The following is a 13,833-nucleotide window of genomic DNA, read 5'->3' as shown; positions in this document are numbered from 1 at the left end:
GTTTTAAAATAGACAGCAGTCCATTAGCTAGATGCCATGAACTGCAGTTAAGAAATTTTGGATTTATTAGTAGCAATTTTTTAGTTTTTCATCTCCGTCACTGAAAGATTAACGGATACCTGCTGCTTTTTCCACTTGGGCTTGATGAGAGGCATCAGCCTTCCCATCCACATGTCTTGTGCTATTGCCAAAGTACACGTCAAAGTGACCTGTAATGCCGTTATTCATAATATATTCCCGTTCGTGTGGGAAAAAGCTCATGCTTGCTGCAAGCTTTCTTCCATCCACTTCTAATAGTACTGCTCTTGGTCTCCACGAGTATCCACCCCAAATGGATTTCGCCATATTAGAATCAGCGACTGTTACGGTTTCAGAATCTGCATGATTTGCCCCGATTGTCCGCTTGATGTTAAAACTTTTCCCCGTTACGACATCTGTAACTTTTGCAGTCTTCCCTATTGCAAACACATATTGGGCCTCCGTCCACCAGTCCAGATATTCGCCATGTTTTGCACTTACAACTGTCTTAACTGCAATGTTGTGAACAGGAATCTTTAATGTTTGACCTATAGAAAGCATACTTTTGGTAGTTAAGTTATTTGCCCGTAATAATTCAGCCTGAGGGATACCATATTGAACACTTAAGTCCCAGATATTATCCCCTGATTGAACAGTATGGGTCTTGTAAGAGATTGTGTTCGTCCCAGTCTGAGTTGGTGCATGTAATCCATTTGGAATGGTTAATGCTTGACCTACTTGCAAGCTATCACTTCTTAGTTGGTTTGCTGTGCGGATATCATCAACCGTTACAGCAAATCTTTTGGCTATTACCGATAAGCTGTCACCCGATCTTACAGAATAGACAAAGGTAGTTCTGTCTTCTTTTACTGTTTCCGTCGTCGGTGTAGGCGGCGTTGTATCAGTAGGTATTGTTAATACTTGTCCAACCCTTAGAATATCTGACGTTAGATGATTTTCTACCTTCAATGCTTCTACTGTTGTACCAAATCGCTTGGCTATAACGGACAAGCTATCTCCTGATTGAACAGTGTAGTCATTGGTATTTCCTGTAGGATTAGCAGGTTTTTCTACAGCGGTAGTGCCCCCATCCGGGATGATTAGTACTTGGCCAACACGTAAAAAATCCGAGGTTAATCCATTGGCATTCCGTAGCTCGTCCACGGAATTATTAAATCGTTTCGCTATGACAGATAGACTATCGCCTGATACAACGGTATAACTTCCAGTAGTTTGTTCCGGAGTGGTTATATCACTTGTTTCACTTGTTGGTACCTTAAGCGTTTGTCCCATAGCTATAAAATCCGAAGTTAAGTTATTTTCACTTCGAAGTGCTTCTACTGTCGTACCATAGTGCTTGGCTATGACGGACAAGCTGTCCCCTGATTTGACGGTGTAGTTTGTGGTATTTCCTGTAGGATTAACAGGTTGTGTTTCTACAGGAGTAGTGCCCCCATCCGGTATGGTTAGTACTTGGCCTACCCCTATAAAATCTGAGGTTAAACCATTGACTTTCCTCAAATCGTCCACGGAAACATTAAAGCGCTTAGCTATAACAGATAAGCTATCACCCGAGACAACTGTATAAGAGGAAGAGGATGCTTGAGTTTTCGGTTCAGAAACAGTTGCGGTAGATTGGTCCACTTGGCTATTGATCAGAGTCGGAATAGTCAATGTTTGTCCAAGTTTTGTTGCATCCGTTGTTAAACCATTAGCCTTTTTAATCGCATCTACTGATACATCGTAATCTCTTGCAAGTACGGTTAAATAATCCCCAACCCCTATCGTGTGAAATGCTTTTGGAATGATAAGTTGCTGGTTCACTAGTAATGTGTCTGTTTTCAGGTTATTTGCTCGTTTAATTTGATCAACAGATGTGTTAAATTTTTTGGAAACAATCCATAGTGTATCACCGGATGCTACATGATAGTAAATGGATGTCGCATCCAAAACTTGAGATGTTGCTGGATTTGATTCAGCTGCATGAACGGTAGACTGTGCCATGATCGGAATGGTCGTAATAACAGCTCCGCTGATGATAACTTTCGCCATTGTGATTCGTACATTTGGATAACGAGTCTTTACAACTTGCTTAATTGTCGTGGTGATATTTTGTTTCCTTTGCGGAATCCTACCTAATTCATCTGCAAACTCCGTTAAGTGATCATCAAGATAGACAATCAATGTATATTCATCCGTTTGTGGATTTGTTTTTTCAAGTTGAAACCCTTTAATTTGGTCCACTGCTCTTCTCATCTCCTTTTTTAAAAGTACTTTCAATTAGTATGTTACAAATCCAAAGAATCATGATTTCGATATGCAAAAGGACACTAATCCAAAAAAGAGCTTTATGTCACTTTTTATTAATCGTGTACCGTGTGTGCACCATATAAACGCTAAATTTGGGAAGAATGTAAATATGCAGAAGAGGTGACCACCTCTTTCCATATAATGAATTGCAAAGGAGAAAACAGTCATGTCAAACTTTTGCCCAAGCATGTGGCCAGAAGAACCAACACCAATTGAAGTCCAAGCTTGTGACGTATGTGGCTTAATAGAACACGGTACTCGAATGGTTTGGGGAGAGGGGAATCCATCAGCACCAATTATGGTCCTTTTGGATAACCCAGGTGCTCGAGAAAATCGGGATGGAAACCCTTTTGTTTGTGGCACTAGAGATACAGACAAAGATGGAGTATAGATATTGGAATCAAGAAATCGAATCGAGGATAAAATTTTTGTAATAAGGTTCTATGTTCTATTTTTTACATAATATCGTGCAAAGGAACAAACCAGACATTAATAGAATATATATAGTAGGCAAAAATACTACGGTTACGAAAGGGGAAAAATTTGAAAAAAATTATTTTAACGACAGAAAGTGGCGCAGATTTACCAAGTGACTTAGTTGAAAAGCACAATGTTCAAGTTGTACCAATGCACATCATCATGGACGACAAAGACTACTTAGACGGTTCATTACCAGTAAAGCATATATATGACTACTATGATCGAACCAAACAAATACCCTCTACAACGGCTACCAACATCCATGAATATCTCGAATTCTTCAAAAAGATTCAAGCAGACAACCCTGGTTGTACCATTATTCATATTGGTTATACATCTAAAGCTTCTTCTTCCTTTCAAAATGCCATGAACGCAGCAGAAGAATTTGAGAATATTTTTTTAATTGACGCTTTAAATGTAACAGGTGGACTAGCGGCTATTGTGATGTACGCTGTCACACTATTAGAAAAGGAATCTAGCATGGAACCCGATCACTTAGTAGATAAAATAAAAACAAAAGTTCCGAAATCTAGGCTTACATTTGTACCTGGTAAATTAGAATTTTTACGAGCAGGTGGACGAGTAAGTAATGCAGCGTACCTAGGAGCAGCCCTGTTGAGAATCAAACCACGTATTGATTTAGTGGATGGAAAGCTAGTTTCAACGAAAAAGTATCGTGGGAAAATGCATTCTGTCGCTGAAAAATTAATGTCTGATTATTTGGAGCGATATAACATCGATCGAGAGCAAGTATATTTTATCTACTCGCTTGGACTGGATGAACAAATCAAACAAAGAATGAATGACCTTGCCAAAGAAGCTGAATTTCAACAGATAAGGTGGATACAGGCTGGTGCCATGATTTCCACACATGCAGGACCTGGGGGCATTGGGATTGCGGGATTAGAAGTATAAGAACGAACGGTGGTGGTTTTTTGTTATAAAAAAAGGGGATGCCCTAATTAAGTAGTTCACTTACCGTGGAGAAAATATCAAATCACATAGTTTCGCAGCATCTTTAACAAACATTTTAACGCTTGTTTTAACACGCAAAAAACGCTTGGATAAGCTTTCAATGTATATCCAAGCGTTTTTCTATATTGCCTTGTTCGACTAAGTGCAGTTTACTTTAAGTGTATTGCTTCACAAAGCTTATTAATTATTTATAAAAAAACATCATAGCCAGCAATTCAGAGCCATGATGTTTATTGGTTTATATCTTTAAAGTTCCTAGCATTGTGGATGATTCGAACTACTTCTACTGCATCATTATTAATTCTATAAATTATCCTGTAGTTAGATAATACTTTTTCTCTAATTTTTTCATCTTTCAGTTCCGGAACAATACGACCAGAATTAGGGAAAACAGCAGTAGTTTCAATTGCATCCATAATTCTTCTTGCAAACATCCTTGCGTACTCTTCAGAGTCTTCAGCAATATAGGTACAAATGTTATCTAAATCTTTTACAGCAGATTCTGCCCATCTTAATTCAGCCATTTCCCTAACTTCTCCTTAACTACTTCATGGGAAATAAATTTTTCAGCATCCAGTTCTTTAATTCCTTTTTCTATTTTCTTTCTAACATATAGTTCCTGCATGATATCATCGAGGGTTACATTTTCCGGTAAATCCTTAATTAGTTTAATCACTTCTTCTTTCGTGCTCATGTGACATACCTCCTTTTTAAGGTTTTAAGGTGTTATATAAATTATTATATTACACATCATTCTTTATAACATTAATATTTAGACTAATAAAATTTGTCTTTTGCACTCTTGCACCTTATAGCTTAAGAGCATTACTTCACAAAGTTATTCATTTCAAACTTTTATTTATTTCAGTAATACTGTAACATAACAAAAAGGCTACCCTAATATTGAAGAAATGTAGCCGTTAGTTTAAGTGTATTTTTTCATATAGGTTTTAATATCCTTGTTACATAAAACTGCTTTGTAGCTAAACAATTTTAAAGAAGAATACAGCTTTTTATTTAAGTAGAAACTCTTAGCTTCTAAGTTATTAATTTCGGTTTTACAAATACAAAGATAGTTCTACCGGTAAATTTTTTAAAAAGATTAAGATACTCTTCTTTTGTAATATCCCCCTTGTTAACTAAAACCTCAAACATATTATTGTTTACCTCTTTCAACTTAAAGCGTGAATTTTTAAAACCATTTTTCAAATAGAAACTCTTTCTTTTCATCCTTTGTTGATAATCCTTTGCACTAACATTCACTTCTTCTATGTTGAGTACAACACGGTTGTTTGGATAACATTCTTTTATCTTAGATAGTGCCTTTCCACCATACCCCCTTGATCTATGGCTATTATCTATTGCTAAGTATAAAACAAAAGTAATATCTTTATTAGTTATTAAACAGGTAAAACCAACAAACAGCTCATTATCATAAAGTGCAAATAGATCTACATAATTCTTCTTTGACTTATACAAAAGATACCAAAAAGGTATTTGTTCATTAACAGGAAATGAATTTTTATACAAATTCTTTATGTTATTGATATCCTTTAAATCCTTGTTTATAGAAACTAATCGTAAGCTCAATAAACTCATCCTCTCCAAACTACTTTCATAGGAAGAACCTTAATAAACCGTTCACAATTTCATTTACCTAACCACGGTAATTTCTTTTTATAATGTCAAGCATGCTAATAAATGTTTCAATCTCTCCTTTACTGTACTTACTCTCAATCTCTGTTGCCGCAGTTAATATAGATTGATCTATAATTTTATAATCATCAACAACCTCTGGACTTACTTTCAAATAACTTACTCTTCCATCTGTCTCACTAGGAATTTTAATGATAAGTCCCTTATCCACTAATTCATTAACTTTTATTGTTACAGCCGAACGAGCCACTTGAAGAGTATCAGCAATAAAAGATGGAGTACAGTTTTCGTTATATAAGATTATTTCTAAATACAGAAGACTATTATAAGTTAAATTCTTATATAATCTGTTTTTATTCATAGATCTGAGGTTTTTAAGCAGTAATATATAGTAAAATTCATCAAGTTTTTTTATAAGACTCATATTTCACGCTCCAACTAATTAAGTAATTATAATTATAATTACTTAATTAGTTCTTGTCAATTTCCCTCATTAAGTTATTTAATAAGATTTTAAGATTAGAAAAGAATTTTACAAAGACATAATTGTTAGAATTAAAAAAGTCACCTATCTATTGATGACTATTTTTATTGAACAATACTTATTTACTTGTTTATTCAACTAACCTGCCCGTTCGTATTATAAGTTTAGCCAGAATGCTAAATATTTCTGGTTGACCTTTTTTTATATGGTCTTATTATATCAGTAGCCAGGGTAGAACGTAACTGCTCGTGGGACATTGATCCCGTCAACTAAACCGTTCGCCCCCTACTTGTAGAAACATGTTTGAGGCTGGTTGGGACCTAGATCTCGTATAACAAGCGAAGCTATGATACTACATTAGGCATTAGGGGTTACTGGCAATTTTCAGATTTTATAGGAGGAGATAGAGAATGAATCCAGTCGTTGGTCTGGATATTTCAAAAGGGGAAAGTCAAGTTCAAGCATTCTTGGATAAGGGAAAAGCGTTTCGTAAGAGTTTCAAAGTTTCTCATACACTTGAAGGACTTCAAACGCTGGTAAATTTTTTTGAGGATGTAAAGGAAGAGTCTGGTCAAAAGCCAACTGTCATATTAGAGGCAACTGGACACTATCAAACTCCTGTTGTTCATTACCTGGAGGAACGTGGTTATCTATTAATTATCATTAATCCTTTAATTTCATATAAAGCTAGGAGTTCAAGTTTGAGGAAAGTTAAAACGGATGCCATTGATGCATACCTTCTCTGTGAGTTGTTCTACAAAGAAGAATTAGAGCCTTATAAAAAACGAGGGGTTCAGCTTTTAAATCTTCGTAATCTCACGAGACAACACGAGAATATTACTGGGGTTGCTATGCAAACAAAGCTTCAATTTCAGGCAGTGCTTGAACAAGTGTTTCCTGAATATAAAGGGGTTTTTGGGGATTTGTATTCAGTGGTTTCACTCTTAACTCTTCAAAGGTTTCCTTCTTCTGAGGATATTTTGAAAACGAGTGTAGAGATTATCATTGAGACGATTCATGGGCTTTGTAAGAGTAGATCAAAAAATTGGGCAGCCGAAAAAGCTCAAAAGCTTAAGGCAGCGGCAGCTCGCAATCCTTTTGAGAAGACCGTTTACCAGAGTCACATTTTGAGTCTTGGTATATATGTTAATATCATTCTTCAATATAAAGAGCATCTATCCAAGTTGGAGACAGAGATAGACACTCTCGCTAAGGATATTGAAGAATATCATATTATCAAATCTATCCCTGGTATCGGTGAAAAGATCGCTGCAACGATCATTTCTGAAATTGGCGAAATAGACCGATTTAATAATCCTAAGAAACTTGTTGCTTTCGCAGGTGTTGATCCTAGTGTCTTTGAATCTGGGAAATTCTCAGCCACTCAAAATCGAATAACTAAAAGAGGTTCTAGTAGACTACGACATGCCTTATATATGGCAGTACGTTGTGCTATTCGTGATTGTCGTAAGAGTAAGACTAGCGACGAAATCATTCCTCGCAACAAGAAATTACGTGAGTTCTATGACAAGAAGCGTGAGGAAGGAAAGCCTTTTAAAGTCGCTGTAATTGCCTGTGTAAATAAGCTCTTACATTGGATCTTTGCCCTATTAAGCAGCAATACAACTTTCCAAGATATAGCTTAATCACTATATCTAACTAAATAACATAAAACCTTCCAATTACAGTGAAATGGATGGTTATTTGGTGTGCTCTTTTTTAGTATATCATGCCTTTTTTAAGTTTTTTATTGAAAAATATTGACAAACTATTAGCTGGTTTAGTTTAAGTGTACAATTTCACAATACCTTATATCCCTATTATAACAAAATTGCCAAAATACAATTAGACCCCATTTAGCGATAAAAATAACATAGTAATTATTAACCTACTAACAACTGTTAGTAGGTTAATAATTTGTGTGCTAACTACAATGTTAAAAATGATGCTACTTTCAAGTAAACACTGATATATCAACAAAAAACAGCATACCAATCAATATGCGATTTGGTATGCTGTTCGATTAGTTATTTAGGTTTTTCTCCATCGAAAGTGAACTACTTATGCCTAATGGCACTTCTCCTAATCCCAACTTATCTCAAAAGCTCTTTTGATAAATCTACGATATACTTCAATTTAGCCCATTGTTGTTCTTCTGTTAGTTTGTTGCCATGGTGAGTGGAAGCGAAGCCACATTGTGGGCCTAGACATAATTGTTCTTTTGGTACAAACTGTGTAGCTTCCTCTACGCGCGCTTTAATGAGGGCTTCCTCTTCTAACTCACCAAATTTGGAAGTGAATAGGCCAAGCACCACCTGTGGACCACCGTTTGGAATATAATCTAGTGGTTTGAAGTCTCCAGAGCGATCGTCATCATATTCTAGGAAAAATCCATCTACTTTCTCTTTCGCAAAGAGCGTTGGGGCAATATGTGCGTAACTTCCTTCAAATGCCCAAGTAGATTTATAGTTTCCACGGCAAAGGTGTGTCGTAATAACTAAATCTTCAGGTTTATCCTCTAATACCTCATTTACCACACGAAGAGCCAAGTCAATTAGCTCTTGTCTAGAAATCTCTTCATAGGCAAAAAGATTGTCCGTATTTAAACCTGCAATGTAGACATCATCAAACTGAAGGTAACGACAACCAGCATCATAAAATGCTCGAACTGCATCCCGGTAAGCTGCAATGATGTCATTCGCGTAATCCTCTAGATCTGGATACACTTCCGGATTTCTTATTCCTCTATGAAAGAGCTGGTTCGGACTTGGAATCGTTTGTTTTGCTACAGCACGTCCCCCCACAATTTCGTTAAACTCAATAAAATCCTTTACAAAAGGGTGGTCCGCGTTAAAAGAAATCTTCCCGATGTTTCGAACATCATACGGTTCTGTTACTTCATCCGCAAATTGGAGTCCAGTCTCCGGAACATATCCTTCAAAGCCGTTTAAGTTTTCCAGAAAATCGATATGCCACCAAGACCGGCGGAATTCACCATCTGTCACCGCTTCGAGTCCTATTTCGATTTGCTTGTCCACGATTCGCTTGATTTCCTCCGTTTCCACAGAACGAAGCTCTTCCTTTGTAATATTTCCTTCTTTAAAATCAATTCTCGCTTGATGTAAACGTTCCGGACGTAATAAACTACCCACGTGATCTGCTTTAAATGGTGCGCGCACTAATGTTTTGGTCATTTTTCATCCATCCTTTCATTGTTTTTTTACGGCAAAATGGCAAAGGAGCGAACAGGGAAGCCGGTTGCTTTTTCTGGCTTAGGAACGATATTAAAAATAACCGCACCTTTGGCAGGTAATTGATCCAGGTTCGTTAATAGCTCAACTTGATAGGTATCCTGCTCAAGTACATAGTATTCTCCAATTAAACGACCATTTTTTCGTACATCGACACTAGAATCCGTATCAAACGTTTCGTGTCCAACCGCTTGAATGTTCCGTTCTTCGAATAAAAATTTCAAAGCATCTATTCCCCAGCCTGGAGCGTGTGGATTCCCTTCTTCATCTTTGTTTTCGAAAGCTTCTCTATCTGGCCAACGCTTGCTCCAGTCCGTACGTAAGGCAACAAAAGTACCGGCTTCAATTTCTCCATGTGTTTTCTCAAATTCAAGAATGTCGCCTACGGATAATGTAAAATCATGGTCTTCTTGCGCTTCTTTCGATTTATCAATCACCACTAGTGGTAAAACAAGTTCCTGTAGATCAAGGTCTTCTAAATAACGCTGGTCACCGCGAATGAAATGGATGGGAGCATCTAAGTGTGTGCCATATTGACCAGGAAAATCAAACCGTTGTACAAAGAATCCATCATCATGGGTGAAAAGTGGAGTGAACTTCGCATCCTCAAATGCCGCAAAGTGCGGGGAATCCGGACCAAAAGCATGGGTTAAATCGACCCATTTCTTCTCTTTTAATGTCTTCACCGCCTGCTGTAATTCATTCAACGTTTTTGTACTTGTCATATGAATCTCTCCTCTTCGTTTAGTAATGGAAATACAAAAAACCCCTCTTCTAGACAAATAGAAAAGGGGCAAGTTTACCGAACTGTCTCTTTTCTTATCTGCTAGCAAAACGCTACTGGAATTGGCACAGTACTTTTCTAAAAAAGTCCGCTGCCGAGGCTTCGTAGGGCCAGTCCCTCCACCTCTCTGGATAAGAAATCATTTTATTTAATTAGTGATAAGAATACGCTAGTTTGAAATTTCTGTCAACTAGTTTTTAATATTTTGAATCGTAGCCTATATTTTCTAAGCCCTTGACTTCATTCTTTCTATTATAGAAACTAACAATTGATAATATTCCTTCAAGTTAGCTTGGATCTTTACTGCAACTTCCTTATTGTAGGCGTGAACAGTCAAATTCCGATCATCTACCATTCCAATTCCCTTGATCGCTTCATCTTCATTCAAAATAGAATTTTCTCTTAAACTTCTCATTACACCCTTAGGTGAGGCAACATCTATTCCCTCTATGTCGTATAAGTATTGTTTAGCCGCTTTCCAGCATGCTTCAAATGAGAATTTAAATCGTTTAATTAAAGCGTCACGTTCCACTGAACTTGGTTCTTTCAGATCCACAAGTTCGGCAAAGGAAGATAATGCCTTTTCAGCTGAATTTATTCTTTGTTGCAATCTTTCCATTCAACGCCCTCCTTCCTCACATTTTCTTTCAATTTAATACTTGCATCGTCCATGTTAACAATCTCAACTTTATATGGAATAGTGGATTCTTCCACCCTTTCAAGTAATTCTGTCCATTTTGATATGGGGAGCTGTCAATGTGATTCTATAGCAACATCGATATCAGAGCTGTTTTTTTCTTCCTGACGAGCCCAAGAACCAAAGAGGTAAACTTTCACATTATCTTCTTTTAGAACATCAAAAATTATAGTTTTTAAATCTTTTAATATATTCTCTCGCATAAAATCTACCCTCTTCCTTATTCCATTATAACATGATGGAATTTCCCAATAGTAGGTTCCTTATGGAATAGACACAGTTCATCTTTCGTGTCATTACTTTATATAAAGTCTTTCTTCACGCGTCTGGAACTTTCGCTTTCATTCCGCCAAAGACAGTGAGTAAGCCAACGATAAAGAAGACGCCTGCAACGCTTGCAATATGGGCAACAGCACCAAATACAATTGGTGCAGAAATCTGTGTTAAGCGGTTGGCTGTAAGCCGTAACCCAAGCCCCTCACCAATTCTATCCTGCGGCAACGAATCAGCCGTCGTTGAAATCGATAGTGGTTGCCCTAGACCGGCGCCGAGTCCGATGATAAAGGACAGAACCCCAAGAATAATGGCACTTTTGAAAAATGGCAAGGCAAGGAAAAATATCCCTGACACAACAATCGAGCCCATGATAATCTTGGTTCGACTAAAATTCGAAAGTAGGTAGGGTATTAACCAACGAATTAAAATTCCACCTGCAGCATTCAAAGAGATAATGAGGCCAATGGTTGAATCAGATAAGCCAAACTCCACCCCCAATAGTGGGAAATATGCCGTATAGATGTCCTTTCCTAATATAGTGAGGATACTTACTAAAAACGCAATTCTAATATTTTTTATTTTTAATAAAGACAGGGATTGCCTTACTTTGGTCGACTTTCTTGCTGTTTGAACATGCGAATCAGCTTGAATGAACAGCGAGAAACATCCTGATAGGAGCGAAACACCACTTAATATTCCGAATGCTACTGCATAATCCCATATGTCCGCAAACAGTCCGCCAAGCATTGGTCCCATAAAGCTCCCAAGAGCGACACCGATGCTAAAAAGCATAATACTTTTATCCCGCTTCTCATGCGACTTGCCAGCACTGGCCAACGTTTGCGACGAAACAGCAAACACGGTATGAGAGATCCCTGCTAAAATCTGAGAAAGGAGGATTGCCCCTAGATTCGTACTTATAAATGGAAGGAAAATAGCTAGTGCCCCAACGAAGGTACTAGCGACAATTGGCCTTTTATACCCAACCCGATCGACAATCTGACCCATTTTAATCGCTAAAAAGAATGGAAGGAAAGGATATAAAGCAACAATGATTCCAATCTCTGCAACACTAGCGCCCAACTGACTAGAAAGAAGTGGAATCAACGGTCTTGTCCCCATAATCCCGGTAAAAAAGATAAAGGCTATAAGCAATACGTTATATTTTTCGAAAAGTCTCAATGAATGACACCTTCTTAGTTGATATATGTTACTTCATTTTAACATGATGGAAGGAAAAAGATGTTGATGGGGACTGGAAGAGAGGAGATGGTTGGTTATGTAGGTAGTTTATAAATAGGTAGATGATATTCTGGGTCGATCAACTCAATGAACGATAACTCAAAAGGACACCCCTGCTAAACAGGAAGTGTCCTTCGTTACTTAGCGCTTCACTACGTTAAAATTCTCTGCGATCAACAGCCAATTCTGTGGAAATGGCAAGCCTAACTTCCAATAACTCACCCCACGCAGTCCTAACCGCTTCACAAGGTCGAACTTTGCCTGTATCGACCGAGCATCCTCAAACCACACTTTATGTGCTTTCCCCTGCTCATCCACATAGTCAAAGTGTGGAGCTTGTGCTTGCACATCATATTGAATGGATACCCCATATTGTTTCGCAAGCTCAATTGCTCTCTGCGGACTAACGGCCCGGGCGTAAGGACCACCCTGCACATATGGTAATGTCCAGTCATAGCCATACAGATTTTGCCCCATCATGATTTTGGAAGCTGGCATCTCGGTTAACGCATACTGTAACACATTTTCTACTGGCCCGATTGGTGAAACTGGCATTGGCGGACCACCAGAGTATCCCCATTCATACGTCATCAGCACAACAAAATCGACAATTTCTCCATGCGCTCTATAATCGTGAGCTTCATACCACTGACCAGGTTGATCGGCTCTTGTTTTTGGAGCTAGAGCACTAGATATTAACAACCCTTCACGGTGCAGTCTTGCAGCAGCTCTTCTTAAAAAGTTATTGTACGCTTCTCGTTGGTCTCCCGGTAAAAATTCAAAATCAAAGTGCACATCCGTATATCTGCCTACACGTCTTGCTTCTGCTATGATGTTATCCAATAATAAATCTTGCACAGCGCGACTTTGTAAAATATCTCTTCCTAACTCGCCACTAAATTGCCCACCTTCTAAATTCGTTACAACCATCATCAAGGAAGCGCCTGATTCTTCCGCAATCTCTGGAATACCTTCTAGCGGCATAGGCTGGAGACTTCCATCTCTTCTTACTTGATAACTAAAAGGGGCAAGGTACGTCAAATAAGGAGCACTTGCTCTTGCTTCGTTAAGTAAAGCGTCACTAACCGTTGTTCCTCTTGGTTCCATATAGGCATTGATTTCTGCTCTTTTTTTCGGGATTGGTGGGATAAACAGTCGAAGTCCAATTGCTAAAGGAGTTTCCGGATCGATTTGATTCATCTGAGCGATTGTCGTGTAGGGAATCCCGAACCGTTGGCCAATAGACCATAGCGTATCCCCAGGTTGCACCCAATAAAAACTTCCCCAAATCGGTATTACTAACGCCTGCCCTATCACAAGTTGGTTTGGGTCCGTTATTTGATTAGCTTGCACAATATTTGGAATGGAGGAGTTATACGCCTGAGCAATTCCCCACAGGTTCTCCCCACTTTGAACAACATGAATCTGCATGTGTGCCCTCCTTTTCCATGTAGATCAGATCAAACACCAGTCCTACTTGAAAGTTTATGAAAGAGGGCAAGTACACGGAACCCAAAACTCTACATTCTTTTAAAATTCGTGGCGAAACATGAATTAGATTAGGTGGTTGCCATATCCATTATAAAAAGAAAAAAGCCACAGAGAAGTTTTCCATATCTCCATGGCTAATAAGCTTTTAAAGGAAGCTGCTTTTCGATAA

General features: G+C 38.0%; 14 protein-coding genes and 1 riboswitch. Of the genes, 3 read left to right on the top strand and 11 right to left on the bottom strand.

Going from position 1 to position 13,833, the window contains the following annotated elements:
• Nucleotides 1-108: 108 nt before the first annotated feature.
• Complete coding sequence (locus KO561_RS04480; RefSeq protein ID WP_231095939.1) at nucleotides 109-2,262, bottom strand: LysM peptidoglycan-binding domain-containing protein; 2,154 nt, start codon at nucleotides 2,260-2,262, stop codon at nucleotides 109-111.
• 232 nt (nucleotides 2,263-2,494) lie between these two features.
• Between KO561_RS04480 and KO561_RS04475 the strand changes: the two genes are divergently transcribed.
• On the top strand, nucleotides 2,495-2,719 hold the full coding sequence (locus KO561_RS04475; RefSeq protein ID WP_231095938.1) for a uracil-DNA glycosylase family protein: 225 nt from the start codon (nucleotides 2,495-2,497) through the stop codon (nucleotides 2,717-2,719).
• 152 nt (nucleotides 2,720-2,871) lie between these two features.
• Entirely contained in the window at nucleotides 2,872-3,723 is an 852-nt protein-coding gene (locus KO561_RS04470) for a DegV family protein (protein WP_231095937.1), read from the top strand.
• 290 nt (nucleotides 3,724-4,013) lie between these two features.
• Here KO561_RS04470 and KO561_RS04465 read toward each other — a convergent pair whose 3' ends face one another.
• The 4 genes from KO561_RS04465 to KO561_RS04450 form a co-directional block, all read right to left on the bottom strand.
• Nucleotides 4,014-4,307, bottom strand: coding sequence for a type II toxin-antitoxin system RelE/ParE family toxin (locus tag KO561_RS04465; RefSeq protein ID WP_231095936.1), 294 nt, complete (start codon nucleotides 4,305-4,307; stop codon nucleotides 4,014-4,016).
• Nucleotides 4,295-4,477, bottom strand: coding sequence for a hypothetical protein (locus KO561_RS04460; protein ID WP_231095935.1), 183 nt, complete (start codon nucleotides 4,475-4,477; stop codon nucleotides 4,295-4,297). The genes KO561_RS04465 and KO561_RS04460 overlap by 13 nt, the downstream gene beginning before the upstream one ends.
• A gap of 344 nt (nucleotides 4,478-4,821) precedes the next feature.
• On the bottom strand, nucleotides 4,822-5,373 hold the full coding sequence (locus KO561_RS04455) for a GNAT family N-acetyltransferase (protein ID WP_231095934.1): 552 nt from the start codon (nucleotides 5,371-5,373) through the stop codon (nucleotides 4,822-4,824).
• 67 nt (nucleotides 5,374-5,440) lie between these two features.
• Complete coding sequence (locus tag KO561_RS04450) at nucleotides 5,441-5,863, bottom strand: MarR family winged helix-turn-helix transcriptional regulator (RefSeq protein ID WP_231095933.1); 423 nt, start codon at nucleotides 5,861-5,863, stop codon at nucleotides 5,441-5,443.
• A 470-nt stretch (nucleotides 5,864-6,333) separates the two neighbouring features.
• Between KO561_RS04450 and KO561_RS04445 the strand changes: the two genes are divergently transcribed.
• Nucleotides 6,334-7,569: an IS110 family RNA-guided transposase gene (locus KO561_RS04445; RefSeq protein ID WP_231095932.1), complete on the top strand. Its 1,236-nt coding sequence runs from the start codon at nucleotides 6,334-6,336 to the stop codon at nucleotides 7,567-7,569.
• A 447-nt stretch (nucleotides 7,570-8,016) separates the two neighbouring features.
• Here KO561_RS04445 and KO561_RS04440 read toward each other — a convergent pair whose 3' ends face one another.
• The 6 genes from KO561_RS04440 to KO561_RS04415 all read right to left on the bottom strand — a co-directional run bounded on the left by KO561_RS04440 (nucleotide 8,017) and on the right by KO561_RS04415 (nucleotide 13,604).
• A complete protein-coding gene (locus tag KO561_RS04440) occupies nucleotides 8,017-9,117 on the bottom strand; it encodes a 5-methyltetrahydropteroyltriglutamate--homocysteine S-methyltransferase (RefSeq protein WP_231095931.1) in 1,101 nt (366 codons plus the stop codon).
• A 26-nt stretch (nucleotides 9,118-9,143) separates the two neighbouring features.
• Nucleotides 9,144-9,899, bottom strand: a complete 756-nt coding sequence (locus KO561_RS04435; RefSeq protein WP_231095930.1) for a cyclase family protein — start codon at nucleotides 9,897-9,899, stop codon at nucleotides 9,144-9,146.
• Nucleotides 9,900-9,990: 91 nt separating this feature from the next.
• A riboswitch (SAM riboswitch) is annotated at nucleotides 9,991-10,096 on the bottom strand.
• 88 nt (nucleotides 10,097-10,184) lie between these two features.
• Nucleotides 10,185-10,577: an HI0074 family nucleotidyltransferase substrate-binding subunit gene (locus KO561_RS04430; RefSeq protein ID WP_231095929.1), complete on the bottom strand. Its 393-nt coding sequence runs from the start codon at nucleotides 10,575-10,577 to the stop codon at nucleotides 10,185-10,187.
• Nucleotides 10,578-10,711: 134 nt separating this feature from the next.
• Nucleotides 10,712-10,858: a nucleotidyltransferase domain-containing protein gene (locus tag KO561_RS04425; protein WP_231095928.1), complete on the bottom strand. Its 147-nt coding sequence runs from the start codon at nucleotides 10,856-10,858 to the stop codon at nucleotides 10,712-10,714.
• Nucleotides 10,859-10,973: 115 nt separating this feature from the next.
• A complete protein-coding gene (locus tag KO561_RS04420; RefSeq protein ID WP_231095927.1) occupies nucleotides 10,974-12,113 on the bottom strand; it encodes an MFS transporter in 1,140 nt (379 codons plus the stop codon).
• A 201-nt stretch (nucleotides 12,114-12,314) separates the two neighbouring features.
• Nucleotides 12,315-13,604, bottom strand: a complete 1,290-nt coding sequence (locus KO561_RS04415) for a glycoside hydrolase family 18 protein (protein WP_231095926.1) — start codon at nucleotides 13,602-13,604, stop codon at nucleotides 12,315-12,317.
• Nucleotides 13,605-13,833 lie beyond the last annotated feature (229 nt).

The organism is Radiobacillus kanasensis, assembly GCF_021049245.1.
GTDB lineage: Bacteria > Bacillota > Bacilli > Bacillales > Amphibacillaceae > Radiobacillus > Radiobacillus kanasensis.
This window is presented reverse-complemented; position numbering and strand designations above follow the sequence as displayed.